This is a genomic window from Mycolicibacterium sp. XJ870, assembly GCF_053483975.1.
In genome coordinates, this window is the sequence record NZ_JBEFTI010000010.1 from 79489 (window position 1) to 96593 (window position 17105).

A 17105-nucleotide genomic window follows, 5' to 3' on the forward strand; every position below is an offset into this window, starting at 1 on the left:
GAGGGTTTTGGTGCGATTCTGTGTCTGCTCGCGCTAGATGTCACCACAGATAGATGACGAGGACCGCGCCCCACAGCACCGCCAGCCAGACGTCGGTGGCGATGCGCAGCCACGCCGGCGCGGTGCGGACCTCCATGAAGTGGCCGATGACAAGCCGGCACTTCACCGCGGCGAGCGCGAGCACCGCGACGGTGATCGGCACACTGGGCGACAGTTCGCCGCTGTCAGTGCTCAGGTGGCTGGTCCACCAGGACAGCACCGTGATGACCGAGAGAAACAACCACACGTAGGTGATACGTCGCTGTTCGGTGGCCGGACTCGTCATCACTGTCACCTCATCACGTAAACAAGGGCGAATATGGCGATCCAGAGCAGATCCACCATGTGCCAGTAGGTTGCGCCGGTCTCAACCATCGATACCCGGCGGCCTCGCGGATTGCGGAGTTCGACATACACCACGCCCAGGAAGACCAGTCCCAATGCGACGTGGAACAGATGCACGCCGGTCAGCATGTAATAGAACATGAAGAAGTCGTTGTGCGGAAATGTCAGTCCCGCATTGATTTTGGACCACCACTCGTAGGCCTTGACCAACACGAAGAGCACACCACAGGCGCCGCCGAGCAGGGTCAGCCGCATCGCACGGTCGTAGCTGCCGGCCCGGGTAGCCACCACGCTCTGAGCGACAAACCATGAACTTGCCAGCAGGACAAGGGTGTTGAGTACGCCGATACCCAGGCTGAGTTGCCGCTGAGACTCCAGGAACAGGTCGTGCTGCTGGTTTCGGTACACCATGAAGACGATGAAGTAGCTGGAGAAGATGACGAAGTCGCCGAGGACGAACACCCACATGCTGCCGTCGCTGGGCAGATGCGGCCGGCTCTGATCGGTTTTCGACGCCCGTCCGATGACCGCCATCAGTCCTGCACCTCTTCCTCAGGAGACTGCCGCTTGATCGCGTCGTACAACAGCCGGATGATGCAGACCTCCCAAACCACGAAGATCACGGTGCCGATGTAGAAGCTGATGACGCCGTTCCAGGCCAGCGGTCCGGAGGTGAACACGTACACGGGGCCGGCCAGCAGTTCGGTTACGATCATCCAGATCGACATGTAGGCAAGCCATTTGGGGAAGACGCCATTGCGGTCGAGGAAGATCGCCAGCGCCAGCACCATGTTCTGGGTGGCGAAGCATCCCAGCGAGCCGACGAACGACAGCAGTCCCAGGTCATAGAGCATCGCGGTGAGTTCGGGGCTGCGGTCGGGCCGGTAGGCCGCGGCAATGAAGGCGAATGCGGCGAACAGGCAACCCGGAACGGCCCCGACGGCCAACGCGGCGATGTAGGAGTACGCGAACACCGGCGCCACCGACATCCGCTTGATCTGAAAGGCGATCAGCCCGTTGGCCATCCCGGTGAATCCGATGAAGATCATCAGCAGGCCGAACCCGATGCGGATGCTCAAGGAATGTTCGGTGAAGAACGCGACGATCTGATCCGGGCCGATATCCGGCCGCGGTGGCGGCATCACCCTGGTTAGCACCACGAAGATCAGCCCGAAGATGTTGTAGAACACCGGGATGGTCCACCAGCAGATCCACTGGTCGATCTTGGGTCGGCGCGTCCAGGGCACCTTGGCCTGTGGGTCGTCCAACTCCGTTGTGAACGAGGTCATTTCGCCGGCTCGGCAATCGGTTCATGAGCGAGTTCCGCAGCGCGGGCCTGCCGGGCGATCGCGTTACGCACGACGAAGAACATGACCGCGATGAACAACGCGAATGCGATGTTGCGCAGCCAGAACGAGATGGCGCCGTCCCAGGCCAGCGGGCCGGACCGGAAGATCACCGCGCACGCCGCCGGTGTCATCGCCGCTGCGGTCGCCAAGCTGAACGGCGCCACCCAACGTGGGAACACCGGCTCTTCACCGGCGTCCAGCAGTACCGCTAGCGCGAGACAGATATTGCCGACGACGACCATGCCGACCGGCGCGATGAAGATCAGCCAACCCAGATCGTTGAGCAGTTGGATCAACTCGGGATCACGGTCAGGACGGAATGCCGCGACGAGCCAGAAGATATCGGCGATCGCCAGCAGGGTCGCGCCGTTGGCCGTGGCAGCCAGGAAGCTGTAGGCCAGCACCTGGCTCGGAGTCGCCATCCTCTTCATCTGAACCACGATCACCATGAAGAACGGAATCAGCATGATGGCGCACAGATTGAGCGTGATCATGCTGAATCGGATCATCGTGCTGTTCTGCTGGTAGAAGTCTGCAACCTGCTCGGCAGTGAGCTCCGGTGACATCGGCGGCCAGAATCCCGGAAAGGCAACCAACGCGACGAACAGGACACCACCGAAGAACGGGGTGATCCAGAGGCTGATCCACTGCGCCCGGGTACTCATCGGTCGACGTCCCTTCACACCAGCGATCGACTAGCCGATCGGCTACTTTGGTGACCGTAGCCGCCGCTCAGCCGTCCGTCAACGACGTCCGAAGGGGCAAATGTCGACCGTCATCGAAAATGGCGTTCTATAATTCGAAAATGCCGTTCCCGTCCCGACCTCGATCGGCCGGATGACCCGCTCAGGCGGATGCTTCGACCGGCTGCGGTTCGCCCTCCAGGCGCCGCAGCCAGCTCTCGCAGAACTCGAGCACCTCGGCGTGTCCGGCGGACATGCCAAGCGACTGCTCCATCACCATCACGCGCGAGACGCTCGCCGCCATGAATGTCCAGACGATCGGTGGCACTTCCGAGGCATCGACACCGTAACGATGCAGCGCGGCCGTCATCGCCTTCGTTTCCGCCTCGCGGAACCGTTCGGCATAGTGCGCGATCTCGGCCCTCAGCGCCTTGCGATGGTTGGCCAAACCCATGATCTCCATCGTCAGGCGGGTGGCGCCCGGATCAGTGCCGAACCGCCACAACGCCCACAGCGGCTGCGGCGAATCCAGCGCCTGCGCCTGCATGACGAGACCTTCCTCGGCGCGCCTGCGGAACACCGCAAGGAACAAGTCGTCCATCGTCCGGAAGTAGTAATGCACCAGTTGCGGCTTCAGGCCGGCCTTCTCAGCAACCCGACGGGAGGTCACCGCGGCATAGCCTTCCTCGACCATCAGCTGCTCGGCGGCGTCGAGCAGGACGACGCGGTTCTTCGCGTCCGGCGCCCCGATTCTTCGCGCCGATGCCATGTCGGCCCCTTCCTCGCTGTCGCGCGATGCGTCAGGCAGATCGTAACTTCGCCACTCCGCGTGACCTTGACCACGACTCTACCGCCATGCTAAGCAGGTGCTCAGCACTTTCGTGTTTTCCGTCCGCGCGGTACAGCCCGCCGCGAAACCACCGCAGCGCATATTGAATTCGGAGGCAGCCCCCCATGACCGAGTCCGGGACAACCGACTACGACACCGTCGACTACTTCACCGATCCGTCCCTGGTGCCTGACCCGCATCCGTACTTCGACCATCTACGCAGCAAATGTCCGGTGGTGCGCGAGCCCAATTACGGCGTGCTCGCGATCACGAGCTTCGAAGAAGCCACCACCGTGCTCAAGGACACCGACAACTTCTCCTCCTGCGTCGCGGTGGCCGGCCCGTTCCCGCCGCTTCCGTTCACTCCCGAGGGTGAGGACATCACCGAGCAGATCACTGCGCACCGCCCGCAGATGCCGATGTTCGAACACATGGTCACCATGGACCCGCCCGACCACACCAACGCTCGTTCCCTGCTCAATCGGCTGCTCACACCGCGGCGGTTGAAGGAGAACGAGGACTTCATGTGGCGATTGGCCGACCAGTGTCTCGACGACTTCATCGCCGACGGAAAGTGTGAGTTCCTCAGCGCCTACGCGAAGCCCTTCTCGCTGCTGGTGATCGCCGACATGCTGGGCGTGCCGGAAGAAGACCACGAGGAGTTCCGCACGGTGCTCGGCGCGCCTCGACCGGGAGCGCAGGTCGGCTCCCTCGATGGCGATCTGGTTTCCAGCAATCCGTTGGAATGGCTCGACGAGAAGTTCATCGGCTACCTCGAAGACCGCCGGCAGAATCCCCGCGACGATGTGCTGACGGCACTCGCCACGGCGAACTACCCGGACGGTTCGGTACCGCCCATCATCGAGGTCGTTCGGTCCGCGACCTTCCTCTTCGCGGCCGGCCAGGAGACCACCACGAAACTGCTGTCGGCATCGCTGCGCGTGCTCGGCGACCGCCCCGACGTGCAGGAGGCGCTGCGCCAGGACCGGAGCCGCATCCCGACGTTCGTCGAGGAGGCCCTGCGAATGGACGCCCCGGTCAAGAGCCAGTTCCGGTTGGCCAAGAAGCACACCCAGCTGGGTGGAGTCGACGTGCCTGCCGGCACCACCCTGATGGTCTGCCCCGGTGCGGTCAACCGCGACCCGATCCGATTCGAGGACCCTCACACGTTCAGCCTGGACCGCAAGAACGTTCGCGAACACATCGCCTTCGGCCGCGGCGTTCACAGCTGCCCGGGCGGCCCGCTGGCCCGCGTCGAGGGCCGGGTGTCCATCGAACGGATCCTGGACCGCATGGCCGATATCAACATCGACGAGGAACACCATGGCCCGGCCGACGACCGTCGCTACAACTACGAGCCGACGTTCATCCTTCGCGGGCTGACCGACCTGAACATCACGTTCGACCCGGTCCGGTAACCGGTCGCAGAAGTTCTCGAATCCACCCTCATCTTCCTGCTATTCTCCGATAGCGAGAATGTCAATCTCGCTTTGCGAAGACGAGATTCCGGATTCGGCACGGTGAGGTCTGATCTCGTTCTATAGTCAGCCGAGCCGTGCCGAATCCGTGGAGGTGCCAGTGAAGTCCAGGTTGATGCGCATCGTGATGAGTGCCGTTGTCGGTCCGGCCGCGGTGATCGCCCTGGCCCCGCCCGCCGCGGCCATGTACTACGGCAGCTACGCGTTGCACATGCCGGACCGCAGGGACTTCCACACCTGGATCTGGTCAGCGCTGACTCCGTGCCGCAACGCCGATGAGACCAAGCGGACCGACTGCATGAGCATCCTGACCATCCCCCAGCCGGTCGCCAAAGCCGCCTACAGCGACGCCGACGCGACGTTGGTCGATGGCCACTACACCATGACGATCGATGATCCGTTCGGCCTCCGATGCGGGGACATCTACTACGGCCCCACGATCCCGACCCACGACGTCTACACCTGGGACGCGAATACTCTCGCCGGACAGATGGTGTCCTCGTTCGCCGCAGGCTGCGACGGCGCACCCGGCGGTTCCTTCACCTACCCGTTCACCCTCACAAGGATGTGACGATGCATGCAACGCTCAACAGAGCACTGACGACGACCGCTGCACTGGCGCTGGCGGGCGCTGCGATGGCCAATGCCGCACCGGCACAGGCCGATCCGCCGCTGCACCACGTTCGCTACACGGTGACGGCAGATGCACCGTATTGGGCCGACATCTACTACCGTGACGCCGAACCCGCGATGTTCTCCGACTACAGCCACAACCCGTACATGTTCAGCCCCAAAGTGGAAGCCGACATCGGCCCGGACAAGCCGTGGGTGCGCGATGCAATGCTCGCCAACCCGGACCTGTGGGCCATGGTGATCGTGCAGAGCGGCGAGTCACCGGACTTCCCGACACCGGGTTTCAACTGTCAACTCGAGGTGGATGGCGTGGTCGTCAAGACCCACAGTGGCCCCAAGGGCGCGCTGTGCTCGATCCGCAACTGGTGACCGCATAACGCCGAAACCGGCGAACGGGCTACGAAATCTCTTTCGTAGCCCGTTCGCCGGTTTCGTGCGTCAAGCCCTAAGCCTTGGGCGGTCAGGCGTCCCCGCGGCGCCAGAGGGCCTCGCCGTTCATCGGAACGCAACTCAGGAACAGCCCGTCCGGCGCTTGAGCCACCATGTTCTGCTGTTGGTGGCAGGTGCTGCCCTCGTCGCGGATGCCGGCCATCGGCGGAGAACGGAACCACCTCGGCTCGTAGCGGCGCGGTGAGCCGCAGAACACAAGGCGGCCCCAGCCGTTACGCGCATCGACCCCGAATGCAAAGTAGGACGTATTCGCGCAGGGAGCGCCCAGCACGGCGTGCGGGTTGATCCCAGGCACACAGAACGCGTCATTACACGTCTGCGGTCCCGCATTCGCCTGCGGAGCAGTCAGTATCCCGGCGACAATCATTGCTGCAGTCGCCATCACCGTCACACGCACATCACTACTTTCGCACAGCTGAAAATGAAACTCTCACTATTGGAGAATATTGCTAAAGGGATTTCCGTCACACCGGTTCTGCGCAGTGGCGACCGTCAGGACCAATCAGGAATCGCCCGTGCACAGTGCGCCGATAGTGATATTCTCCGGAATTGAGAATGGGGCTATCATGCGGCCCAAAACGGCCAGGAGGAACAGTTTGATGTCGGCCTTCAAGGTGAGTGCCAGCGCAGTAGTCGCCGCCGCTGCGGCAGTGGTCAGTATCAGCGTTGCAGCGCCCGCCGCCGCCACTGGCGAGTGGGGCATCAACGGGACGTTCGCCACCTCGTCCAACGGCGAGTGGGCGAAGATCAACGAACGTTACGAGGATCAGCCCTCAATCCGCAGCACATGGACCATCAGCACCAATTGCATCTCACCCACGGAGTGCTCAGGCACCGTCAACAGTGATGCGGGCTGGTCAGCACCCGTCTATACGACCAATGGGTTGTGGTACGTCAAGCGCGTTTTGCCCAACTGGCGGTTCTGCGCCGACGGTACCCCGATCGAAGGTCTTGAGGTCATCAAGTTCTACCCCGTGGGTTTCGACGGCCACTACGATGTCAATGCCGCCGAATACACCGGCGAAAACCAGACCACCGGCCCCAGCGGATCGTGTGGCCGCAACCAGTGGCCGGTGATCCGGATGCCGTTCTACATGCGGCCCATCTAGCCCCGAATTCCTTCTGCGGCAATGAAAACAGGCCACGGGCATTTGCCCGTGGCCTGTTCTCTTCGGACAGGTCGACTACGTCGGCATCAGGTCCTGCCACGACTTGGGCGTCGTGACGAGATTCGTCTGCCGGTACAGATTGCCGTCCGGGCCCATGTACTCCCCCGTTCTCGGGTTGTACTTGGCGACAGCCACCGAGGGACCCGAAACATCGGCACCGTTGAAGGCGCTCGGTGCGACGCCCGGGCCTGGGACGGGCCCGGGCGGCGTCCCGATGCCGTGCGGCGCGGGGACGTCGGGGTACTCGGTCGCCTGCGGCAGGTCAGCCGGAGACAACGGAACAGCGTCCGGATCGGGTGTCTGCGCAGGCGGTTGCCCCGGAACCGGCGGATTGACGAAGATCGGCTGACCCGGCAAAAGCGGCCCCGGCCCTGTCCCCGTGAAATCAGGCGGTGGCTGCGGTGCCGGCATGATGCGCGGCGGTGGCGCGGGCACTCCCGGCGGTAGCGGACTGCCTTCGAGCGGACCAAAGATGTTGGCATCGGGCAACACTCGGGAGTCTGGTGGGACGCCCTGCGCGATCAGGTTCGGATCGAGAGGGTACGGGCCGAGCGCGTGTTGCCGCTGAGCGGTCGGCTTATATCCCTCCGGGTCGTTACACAGTTCCACGGTGGGGGCCCGCTTGCCGGGATGTCCCATGCACGGATAGTTCCGGGCACCACGGACAGCGATCGGGGAATCCTGTGGCAGCTTGCAATAGAGATTGTCCGGCGTGTCGATCACCGTCGTATCGGCCGGTGACCGCCAGGATGACGGCGGCAGGAACCCGACGGTGCAGGCCGGTGGATCGCCAAGGCCCAGCGAGAACTCGCCGTTGGGCAGACCCGTCGGATTGTTGGTCGGTGCGTAGGTCTGAATTTGGGAGACGTAGGGCGGGAGCAGCACCAGCAGCTGCTCGAGCGACGCGTTGTAGGTCACGCCGATCTGTCCGAACGTGGTCAGATTTGCCAGCAGCACCGGCAACGTTGGCTTGATCTGCTCGAGCAGTCGGGAGGTCTCCTGAGCGAAACCCGGACCGTTCTGCAGGAGGGTCCTGACCTCCGGATCGTTTTCGGCAACCTGACCGGTAATACCGGCCAGGCTGGCAGCCCATGTCCGGATCGAATCGGTGGTCTGAGCCTGAGCATCCAGGAACGGCCCGGAGTCGTCGATCAACGCCCGCGTCTGGTCGGAGACCGCATTGGCGTCCGTGGTGATGGTCGACGCGGAATCGAGCAGCGAGCCGAAATCGTAACCGGTGCCGTTGAAGGCGTTGTACGACTCATCCAGCAACTGGCTCAGTTTGTCCTTCGGGATGGTGTCCACCAGCGCACTGACCTGATCGAGCATCGGGCCAACCTGTTGCGGGATGGTGGTATTCCCCATCTCGATGACAGAGCCGTTCTCCAGGTACGGACCTTTTTCGGTGCGTGGCAACAACTCCACGTACTGCTCACCGACAGCCGACATGCTTCGAACCTGCGCCTCCAGATCCGCGGGAACCCCGGGCGAGCGGTCAAGTGACAACGTCGCCTCGGCGCCCTGTTCGGTCAACTCAACCGAGGTGACCTTGCCGATCTGCGATCCGCGGTAGGTGACATTGCTGAACTGGTACAAACCCCCGGTCGCAGGCAATTGCAGCTTCACGTTGATACGACCGACCCCGAGCAGCGTCGGTACCTGCATATAGGCGAACAGCATGACCGCCACACCGACGATCGAAGCGATCGTGAACAGGATCAGCTGAGTCCGGACAAACCGTGTGAGCATTAGCCGCCACTTCCTGTCATCGGCGGAGCCGGTGGGGCCGGCTGCGGTGGTGGCGGCGAACCTGCCTGCGCCGCATACGGTCCCGCGAAGATAGGCGCAGGCGAATCAGGCGCAGGCACGGGCGCCGGTGCATTCACCGGCGCAGGGAACCCAGGCATGGTGAACGGCGCCGGCGGCGTCACCGGAAGGACCGGGCCCGCGTAAGCCGGTGGCGGTGGCGGCGGTAGCGCCTCGCCGGGTGGCGGGGCCTCCGGCGCCGGTGGGAATGCATCGGGTGGCGGTGGGTTGGCCCCCGTCTTGAGAGGATCGTAGGTGTAGTTCAGGAACGGCGGATCGCCGGGCGCCGGAACCAGTTGCGCATCTTCCTGTTCCCACCGCGTGCCGAGGAACATGGAGCGCTTCAACCGCGGGATGGTCATGTCGACGGTCGCGAACAGATTGTAGTAGTCACCGCGGATGGCGCGATCGATGAAGCTCTGGGTGAACGGGAAGTGGGTGGCGTATTCGATGACTCCGGTGAGTTGAGGTCCCACATCCGCGAGCGCCTTGAGCGCGGGTTCCAGGTTTCTCAGATTGTCCACCAGATCCTGTTGCGAGTCGTTGACCAACTGGGTGGCGGTATCTCCGAACGTGCCGAGTTTCTGGAGCGCCGTGGTCAACCGGGGTCGTTCGTTGATCAGCACCTCCAGGGCCGGCGGGATCTTCTCCAGCGCGCGCGTGAGGATATCGCGTTGACCGGCGAAGGTAGCCGACAACCGGTTCAGGGCCTCGATCGACTGCACGATGTTGTCGCGCTGGGCATCCAACGTGCCGACGAACGTGTCCAGTCGGGTGATCAGATCGCGGAAGTCGCCCTCACGACCGTCGAGCGCGGCGCTGAAGTTGTGGATCACATCGCCGATCTGCCCGAGGCCTCCACCGTTCACAACCGCCGCGAGTGACGAAAGGGTCTGCTCGGTGGTCGGATAGGTGGACGCATCGTTGAGCGGAATCGTCGCTCCCGGTGGCAGTTTCCCGTCCGCTGATTTCCCTGGCGGCGGGTTGACCGCCAGGTGCATCGACCCCAACAGGCTGGTCTGCCCGATGCTCGCAACGGCATTGGCCGGCACCACAACGCCGGACTTCACGGAGAACTCGACATCAGCGTGCCAGTCCTTGACAGCAAGCTTGCGCACGCTGCCGACCACCACGTCGTTCATCATCACCGGCGAATTCGGTTCCAGCGTCGCAACATTCGCGATCTCGACGTGGTAGACGGTGGCGTCCGCCCCCCGGCCCTCTGCACCGGGCAGGGGCAGCGAGTTCACGCCCTGAAATGCGCAGCCGCTGGTCGTCAACGCGATGCACGACCCGGCAGCGATCGCCAGCCGAAGTGGCTTGTTCCTGATCATGCTGGTGGCGTCCCTTCGGCGGGTAGCGGCCCGGGAGCGGGCGCCTCGGCGGGCATGGGCGGCCCCGGCTGTGCGGGCGCCTCGGCGGCCAGTGGCCCGGGCGGCGGACCCGGTTGGGCCCCGACAGGGTTGAGCATGTCCGAGACGGTGTTCGGCATGTTCGGCGGCGAGTACCCCCCACCCGGAAGCAACTGCTGCGCCCCCGGAGGTGGTGTCCCGGGCGGACGACCCGTGAACGGTGGCGGCGGCGTCGGCCCGGGATTGTAGGCCGAGATCGACGGCACCTGATTCGGCGGGCCGGGCACCCCTCCGCCGGCACCGGGTGCCAGATTCGGCTCGGAATAGATGATGTTCTCCGGGTTCGCCGACGGCATGAGGTACGGCGAGATCGGGATCGGCAGATAGTTGAAGTTCAGCAGCCGCAACGCCGGACCCAGGTACTGCGAGCACAGCTTCGCGGTTTCCGGTGCCGTGGTGTTCTCGATCGCGCCGATTGCACCGCAGATGAACTCCAACGGATTGGAGAAGTTGTTCAGCACGAACTGCCCCACCGCACTGCCGGAGTCGGGGTTGTAGATGTTGTAGCCGTTCATGAATGCGTTGGGGGCGACGTGCAGGAGGTTCTCGATGTACATCTTGTTGTCGACCAGGTTCTGCGTGACATTGGCCAACCGCTGCACCTGCTCGGAGGTCTGATCGCGGCTGCCCGCGACAAACCGCTGCACCTCGACCGACGCGACGGACAGATTCGTGAGTGCCGCGTCGAGATCGGATCGGCTTCCGTCGACGACGCTGGTAAGCGTCGCCAACCGATTCTGGAACGCCACCACCTGGACATTGCTGTCCTTGAGGGCAGTGACGAACGTCTGCAGATGCTTGATGATGTCGACGATGTTGCCGCTGCCCTCGGCCAGGATCCGAGCGACACCGGACAACTGAGAGATGGTCTGGCGCAGCTTGTCTCCGTTGCCGGCCATCGCATTGGCGGTGCTGTCGATGAAGCGCGACACCGAGGTGCCATCGACTCCACTCTGCGGCCCGAGATCGGCCGCCAGCCGCGTCAGCTGTTCCTTGACCTCGTCCCATTCGACAGGAACCGCGGTGCGGTCCAAACCGATGACCGAATCGTCGGGCAACGTCGGACCGCTGTCCCGGTAGGCAGGTGTCAACTGCACATAACGGGCGGCAACCAGGTTCTGTGCCACGATCACGGCTTTGGCCTCGGCCGGGATCGGTACGCCGCGATCGACGTTGAGAGTGACCCTGGTCTGAGTGCCCTCCGGAACGATCGACTCGATGGTGCCGACCTTCACCCCGGACACCTTCACATCGTCACCCGGATAGACACCGGTGGCCGAGGTGAACAACGCCGAGATCGTCTTCGGCCCGAAGTACGCCTGACGCAACAGCACTGCTGTGCCGACCACCAGCACCGCGGCGAGCGCCACAGCGAGCCACGTAACGAGACGCTTGCGGCCCATCAACGCGAACCTCCAGGAATTCCGTTGTACGGCAGCGGCAATTCGGCGCGCGGCCCAGCGTTGTCGGGCGGCTGCCCGGCGTTGACTCCGCGTCGGAATCCGAACGCGTAGTCGAAGAACGGCTGCAGCAACTGCGCAGGCTGCAGGTTGGGCACATAGGCGTTGTAGAACGGGCCATTGGCAAGTGTTTCGGCCTGGCTCAACTGGAACTTGTTCATGTCGGGCAGCGCTTTACTGATGTTGTCGCGGTTGCGCTCCAACATCGCGGTCACTGAATTGAGCCGCTTCAGCGTCGGGGCCAACTCCGCCTCGTTGTCAGCCACGAGTCCGTTGAGCTGCTCGGCGACCGCCGCGGTGTTGGCCAACAGGTCGACGATGGCCTGGCGTCGGTCATTGAGCACGCCGAGCAAGTCATTGGCGTTGAGAATCAACGTGTTCAGCTGCTGGCTGCGTTGCGACAGCACGACCGTGACATCGCTCGCGCTCTCGAGCAGGCTGGACAGACTTTCGTTGCGGCCGTTGATGGAACGCGAAAGCCGGCTCAGCCCGTCGAATGTCGGTCCGAGTCTGGGCGCGAGCTGGTCGACGGTGTCGGACAGCGTGTCCAGGGACTGGTTGAGCGAAGTGGTATCGGTGCCCGCCGTGTTGGTGGTCAGATCACTGACCGCGTCGGTCAGTGAATATGGCGAGGACGTGCGCGACGTCGGGATCACGTCTGTGGTCCGCAGTGTTCCGCTGCCGTCGGACTCCAGCGTCAGGACGCGTTCGCCCAGCAGTGAACCGGTACGGATATGCGCGGTGGTCAACGACCCCAGCGGGTACTTGCCCTCTGTCGTGAAGTCGATCAGCGCATCGCCGTTCTCCAACGAGATGCCGGTGACCGAGCCGATCTTGATGCCAGACAGCGTCACATCGTTGCCGACGGCGATACCGCCGGCCTCGCTGAACAATGCCTGATGGCGGATCGAGGAGGCCCACTGCATCAACCGCTCAGGTTGCAGCCCCACGGCGATCACCAGAATCATCAGCACGACGCCGATGAAGCCTGCCCGGATGAGATTGGATTCGCGGTACTTAAGCATTAGGGCTCCGAGCACCTCCCGGCTTCTTGTTTGATCATTGGGAAGACTGCAGTCCGGCCCTGCAGATCGGTGACACGGAACGAAAGTCCACAGATGTAGTACATGATCCAGCTGCCGTAGGAACCCAGCCGGGCGAGCTTACGGAAGTTGTCGGGCGCCCTCTGCAGACCCCGGTCCAGGACTATCTGGTGATCGTCGAGCAACGGAGCCAATCGATTCATTTCCTCGACCGTGTCGTTCAGCGGTGGGCGCGCCTGAGTGAGGAGGCTGGCAATCGAGGCCGTCCCGTTGTCCAACGACGTGATCGCCGTGCCGATCGGATCGCGGTCCTCCGACAGGCCGCTGATCAAGCGCTCGAGGCTGTCGACGGTTCCGGAGAACTTGTCACCGTCCTTGGCGATCGTCGCGACTACGGTATTGAGGTTGTCGATCAGTTGCTGGATGACCTGATCGTTGTCGGCCAGGGTATTCGAGAACGACGAGGTCTTGCTGAGCAACGAGTCCAGTGTGCCGCCCTGGCCCTGCAAGATCTGGATCAGCGACGAGGTCAGCGCATTGACGTCCTGCGGGTTGAGCCCCTGGATCACCGGCCGCAGGCCACCCAGTAGCAGATCGAGATCCAGCGCGCTGGCGGTGCGCTCCTTCGGGATCTGCGAGCCTGCAGGCAGCAGCCTGGTCGACCCCGGAGCGTCGATCAACTCCAGATAGCGGTCGCCGACCAGGTTCAGGTAGCGGACCGCCGCCTTTGTTCCGGTGGTGAGCGCGATGTTGCGATCGGTGTCGAAGTTGACCAGAACAGACCTGTCCGGTTGCAGTGACACGCTTTTGACGGTGCCCACCCGGACGCCGGCCACTCGCACCGAGTCACCCTGGGACAACCGGGACGCATCGCCGAAGACGGCAGAGTAACCCGAGTAGGAGCCACCGCGGTACTGACTGAACGTCATGAACAGGAACGCGGTCAGCACCGCCATCACGGTGGCGAACACCGCGAACTTGACGAATGTGCTTGAGACACGGCTCATCCGGGCTGTCCGATCTGTGCGGTGTTACGTGGCGGCCCGTCCAACGGTCCGAACAGCATCTGCTTGAGACCGTCAGAGTTGAGCAGAATGCCCTGGTTGCCGTACTGCCACGGGTTGGCATCGGTGTCGGTGACGAGATACTTCGCCTTGTTGCCGAAGCCGATGTATGGCAATCCCATGCAGTGCGGTCCGCCTTTGGCAGCCACCTTGGGCAGGTTCTTCGGGTACCGGTAGCGCTCGATACCGAGGGTGAACGCGACGTTCACCAGTACGCCCGGGTCTGGAAGTGGCGGCTGATTCTTCACGTACAGCATGCCGTCGAGGGCACAGTTGAGGCCGGGTGCGTATTCGTTGAGCAGTTGGGTGGTCGGTACCAGCAGATCCAGGGTCGTGCTAAGTGCCTCACGGTTCCCGCCGACGACGTCGTTGCCGACGTCGGCCAGGCCGATCGAGCTGACCAGAAAGTTGTCGAGATTCTGCTGCTCGGCCACGATGCTGTCGCTGATCCGGTTGGTGTTGTCGACGGTCGTGAGCAGGTCTGGCGCGGCGTCTGCATAGGCATTCGCCACCGGCGCCATGGTTTCGATGTCCCGGCTCAAGTTGGGCAGGCTTGGCTCGAGCTTCTCCAAAAGGGCCTCGAAGTCGGTGATGCTCTGCCCCATCGCCTCGCCGCGCCCGGAGAACGCAGCCGACATCGCGCCGAGCGTTTCGTTCAACTTGGCCGGGTCGATCTTGTCCAGGACCTGGGTGAGTTGTTGGAACACCGTGTTGATTTCGACCGTGACGTGTTCGCCGGCCAGCATCTGCCCGGCCCGCATGGTCCCCTCCGGATTATCGGGCGGGACGAGGTTGACGAACTTGGCGCCGAACACGGTCGAGGATGCGATGTCGGCCTTGACGTTGCCAGGGATCAGGCGCAACTGCTCCGGATCCATCTCCAGATGCAGAACGGCCCGGCCGTCGGACAGGCTCTCGATCGAGCCCACCGTACCCACCTGCACGCCGCGCATCTTGACCTTGGCGTCCGGATTCATCACCAGGCCGGCGCGATCCGATATCAACGTCACCGGTTCGGTTTTCGTGAAACTGCCGCGGAACAAGCTGACTGCGAGCAGCACGATGAGTCCGAGCGCGATCACGGTTGCCAAGCCGGCCAGCGGCCGGGCATAGCCACTGGCGCCGAAGCTGCGTCCGGGCCGTGCCGCGACGGGCGCTGCCGCACTGGTTGTCTCGGACCGGTGGGCTGGGCCCGGGCCGATGTTTCGTGTCACTGTGTCACCTTCTGGTTACGTCCCCGCATCAGCTAGCCGCTCAGGTTGAAGTTGCCGTTGGAACCGTAAACGGACAGTGACACCAGCAGCGTCACCGAAACCACCACGATCAATGAGGTACGCACCGCGTTGCCCACGGCGACACCCACACCGGATGGCCCGCCGCTGGCGAAATATCCGAAATAGGTGTGGATCAACAGGATTGTGATCGCCATCAGAACCGCTTGCAGAAATGACCACAACAGGTCGATCGGGTTGAGAAACGTGTTGAAGTAGTGGTCGTAGAGGCCGCCGGACTGCCCGAGCAGCACCACCGTGGTGAACTGTGACGCCAGGAACGAGAGGATCACCGCGATCGCGTACAAGGGCGTAATCGCGATCATGCCCGCCACGATCCGCGTGCTCACCAGATACTCGACCGGCCGGATCGCCATCGCCTCCAGCGCGTCGATCTCTTCGTTGATCCGCATCGCCCCGAGCTGCGCGGTCACGCCGGCCCCGAAGGTCGCCGCCAGACCGATGCCGGCCACAACCGGCGCGGCGATACGCACGTTGATGAACGCCGCGAGGAACCCCGTCAGAGCCTCGATCCCGATATTGCCCAAGGAGGAATAGCCCTGAATGGCCAGCACACCACCGGTGGCAAGGGTCAGGAACCCGACGATCACCACCGTGCCGCCGATCATCGCCAGTGTGCCTGCACCCATGGAGATCTCGGCGATCAGCCGGACGAGTTCCTTGCGATAGTGCAGCGCGGCATGTGGGGTTCCCGCGAGCGCCTTGATATAGAACAGCGTGTGATCGCCGATGCGGCTCATCGTCGACACCGGCTTGTTGAACTGCTTCGTCAGCCGCGGATAGGTGCTCCGCAGGCTCGTCATGGTTCCCATAGCGCCGCCTAACCCGTCGTCAACCGGATGCCGATGGCGGTGACCACGACATTGATCACGAACAACGCCATGAACGCGTACACCACTGTCTCGTTGACCGCATTGCCCACGGCCTTGGCGCCCCCGCCGGTGATCGTCAATCCGCGATAACAGGCCACCATCCCGGCGATCAACCCGAACAGGGCAGCCTTGACGCACGAGATGGCAACCTCAGGCACCCCGGTCAACAGCGTGATCCCCGCCGCGAACGCGCCGGGATTCACATCCTGGATGAATACGGAGAAGATGTAGCCGCCCAAGATGCCGATGATCACCACCAGGCTGTTGAGCAATAACGCCACCAGACCCGACGCGAGAATCCGCGGGGTGACCAGGCGCTGCACCGGGTTGATGCCCAGTACCTCCATCGCGTCGATCTCCTCGCGGATGGTCCGCGAGCCGAGATCGGCACACATGGCCGTCGCCCCGGCACCGGCCACGATCAGCACCGTCACCATCGGGCCCAACTGGGTCACTGCGCCGAACGCCGCACCCGCACCCGACAGATCGGCAGCACCCAACTCCCGCAACAGAATGTTGAGCGTAAAGCTCACCAACACCGTGAACGGGATCGCCACCAGCAATGTCGGCGCCATCGACACCCGCGCCACGAACCAACACTGTTCCAGGAACTCCCGCCCCTGAAAAGGTCGCTTGAATGCGAACCGGACTGCGTCGAGCGACATCGCGAACAACGCTCCGACAGCCTGCATCGGCCCCGACAGATTGCGTACCAGAGGTACGCCCGTCGACCATCTATCTGCCATTAGTACTCCGGTCCTGGCTGGTTCCTGCCGACACCGCACCGATGGGCTGAACTGTGAACCGCCGCGCACAGGCGAGGTCTTCAGCTGACCGCTTCACGCCGCTGCCTCGAACACATAGCGCTGCAACGCTATCCGGCCGTGGACAGCGGCACGGGCCAGATCGACGATGACTGGCGAGCCAGTGTATTTCCTTGCCTCACAACGAACTTCGAGGGTCGCCGTGCCACCAGACATCTGGTGCACCTCCCGCTCACATTGGATCACCGCTGCGTCACCGTCCGAGATGACACCTGACAGACTTGCTCGCTCGACCGCAACCAAGGGGCCGATCGTATCGGACTCGGCCACTGACGCGAGGGCAAATAAGACAGAACTTGCTCCGGTAGTTGGTAATTGACGCGAGCTGTACGTGCTCAAGGTGGCCCGGCCTGCTTG

The 17105-nt window shown here is 63.3% G+C and carries 19 protein-coding genes; 4 read left to right on the forward strand and 15 right to left on the reverse strand.

Annotated features, from left to right (window positions below; translation table 11 throughout):
- Window positions 1-40: 40 nt before the first annotated feature.
- From ABQF30_RS26315 to ABQF30_RS26335, 5 genes are all read right to left on the reverse strand, one after another.
- Window positions 41-325 carry a cytochrome C oxidase subunit IV family protein gene (locus ABQF30_RS26315; RefSeq protein ID WP_448469369.1) on the reverse strand — a complete coding sequence of 95 codons (285 nt, stop codon included), beginning with the start codon at window positions 323-325 and terminating at the stop codon, window positions 41-43.
- Window positions 326-330: 5 nt separating this feature from the next.
- Complete coding sequence (locus tag ABQF30_RS26320) at window positions 331-918, reverse strand: cytochrome c oxidase subunit 3 (protein WP_448469371.1); 588 nt, start codon at window positions 916-918, stop codon at window positions 331-333.
- Window positions 918-1673: a hypothetical protein gene (locus tag ABQF30_RS26325; protein ID WP_448469373.1), complete on the reverse strand. Its 756-nt coding sequence runs from the start codon at window positions 1671-1673 to the stop codon at window positions 918-920. Before ABQF30_RS26325 ends, ABQF30_RS26320 begins: the two co-directional genes overlap by 1 nt.
- The gene (locus tag ABQF30_RS26330; RefSeq protein WP_448469375.1) at window positions 1670-2398 is read right to left on the reverse strand and encodes a hypothetical protein; all 729 of its coding nucleotides are present in this window, start codon (window positions 2396-2398) and stop codon (window positions 1670-1672) included. Before ABQF30_RS26330 ends, ABQF30_RS26325 begins: the two co-directional genes overlap by 4 nt.
- A gap of 181 nt (window positions 2399-2579) precedes the next feature.
- Window positions 2580-3185, reverse strand: coding sequence for a TetR/AcrR family transcriptional regulator (locus ABQF30_RS26335; protein ID WP_448469377.1), 606 nt, complete (start codon window positions 3183-3185; stop codon window positions 2580-2582).
- Between the two features lie 185 nt (window positions 3186-3370).
- On the opposite strand from ABQF30_RS26335, the gene ABQF30_RS26340 reads away from it, so the two are divergent.
- From ABQF30_RS26340 to ABQF30_RS26350, 3 genes are all read left to right on the forward strand, one after another.
- Window positions 3371-4663 (forward strand): cytochrome P450, encoded by a 1293-nt coding sequence (locus ABQF30_RS26340; RefSeq protein ID WP_448469379.1) that lies wholly within the window; start codon window positions 3371-3373, stop codon window positions 4661-4663.
- Between the two features lie 160 nt (window positions 4664-4823).
- On the forward strand, window positions 4824-5294 hold the full coding sequence (locus tag ABQF30_RS26345) for a hypothetical protein (RefSeq protein WP_448469381.1): 471 nt from the start codon (window positions 4824-4826) through the stop codon (window positions 5292-5294).
- Between the two features lie 2 nt (window positions 5295-5296).
- Window positions 5297-5725: an Rv2576c family protein gene (locus ABQF30_RS26350; RefSeq protein WP_448469383.1), complete on the forward strand. Its 429-nt coding sequence runs from the start codon at window positions 5297-5299 to the stop codon at window positions 5723-5725.
- Between the two features lie 91 nt (window positions 5726-5816).
- On the opposite strand, the gene ABQF30_RS26355 is transcribed toward ABQF30_RS26350, so the two are convergent.
- Entirely contained in the window at window positions 5817-6188 is a 372-nt protein-coding gene (locus ABQF30_RS26355; RefSeq protein WP_448469385.1) for a hypothetical protein, read from the reverse strand.
- Window positions 6189-6405: 217 nt separating this feature from the next.
- Between ABQF30_RS26355 and ABQF30_RS26360 the strand changes: the two genes are divergently transcribed.
- On the forward strand, window positions 6406-6915 hold the full coding sequence (locus tag ABQF30_RS26360) for an Rv2253/PknI dimerization domain-containing protein (RefSeq protein ID WP_448469387.1): 510 nt from the start codon (window positions 6406-6408) through the stop codon (window positions 6913-6915).
- Window positions 6916-6990: 75 nt separating this feature from the next.
- Here ABQF30_RS26360 and ABQF30_RS26365 read toward each other — a convergent pair whose 3' ends face one another.
- The 9 genes from ABQF30_RS26365 to ABQF30_RS26405 form a co-directional block, all read right to left on the reverse strand.
- A complete protein-coding gene (locus ABQF30_RS26365) occupies window positions 6991-8724 on the reverse strand; it encodes an MCE family protein (RefSeq protein ID WP_448469389.1) in 1734 nt (577 codons plus the stop codon).
- Complete coding sequence (locus tag ABQF30_RS26370; RefSeq protein ID WP_448469391.1) at window positions 8724-10115, reverse strand: MCE family protein; 1392 nt, start codon at window positions 10113-10115, stop codon at window positions 8724-8726. Before ABQF30_RS26370 ends, ABQF30_RS26365 begins: the two co-directional genes overlap by 1 nt.
- Window positions 10112-11596 carry an MCE family protein gene (locus ABQF30_RS26375; protein ID WP_448469393.1) on the reverse strand — a complete coding sequence of 495 codons (1485 nt, stop codon included), beginning with the start codon at window positions 11594-11596 and terminating at the stop codon, window positions 10112-10114. The genes ABQF30_RS26370 and ABQF30_RS26375 overlap by 4 nt, the downstream gene beginning before the upstream one ends.
- Window positions 11596-12678 (reverse strand): MCE family protein, encoded by a 1083-nt coding sequence (locus tag ABQF30_RS26380; RefSeq protein ID WP_448469394.1) that lies wholly within the window; start codon window positions 12676-12678, stop codon window positions 11596-11598. Before ABQF30_RS26380 ends, ABQF30_RS26375 begins: the two co-directional genes overlap by 1 nt.
- A complete protein-coding gene (locus tag ABQF30_RS26385; protein WP_448469396.1) occupies window positions 12678-13703 on the reverse strand; it encodes an MCE family protein in 1026 nt (341 codons plus the stop codon). Before ABQF30_RS26385 ends, ABQF30_RS26380 begins: the two co-directional genes overlap by 1 nt.
- The gene (locus ABQF30_RS26390) at window positions 13700-14974 is read right to left on the reverse strand and encodes an MCE family protein (RefSeq protein ID WP_448469398.1); all 1275 of its coding nucleotides are present in this window, start codon (window positions 14972-14974) and stop codon (window positions 13700-13702) included. Before ABQF30_RS26390 ends, ABQF30_RS26385 begins: the two co-directional genes overlap by 4 nt.
- A 32-nt stretch (window positions 14975-15006) precedes the next feature.
- Window positions 15007-15864, reverse strand: coding sequence for an MlaE family ABC transporter permease (locus tag ABQF30_RS26395; RefSeq protein ID WP_448469400.1), 858 nt, complete (start codon window positions 15862-15864; stop codon window positions 15007-15009).
- Window positions 15865-15872: 8 nt separating this feature from the next.
- A complete protein-coding gene (locus ABQF30_RS26400; protein WP_448469402.1) occupies window positions 15873-16670 on the reverse strand; it encodes an MlaE family ABC transporter permease in 798 nt (265 codons plus the stop codon).
- Between the two features lie 93 nt (window positions 16671-16763).
- Window positions 16764-17018: a hypothetical protein gene (locus ABQF30_RS26405; protein WP_448469404.1), complete on the reverse strand. Its 255-nt coding sequence runs from the start codon at window positions 17016-17018 to the stop codon at window positions 16764-16766.
- Window positions 17019-17105 lie beyond the last annotated feature (87 nt).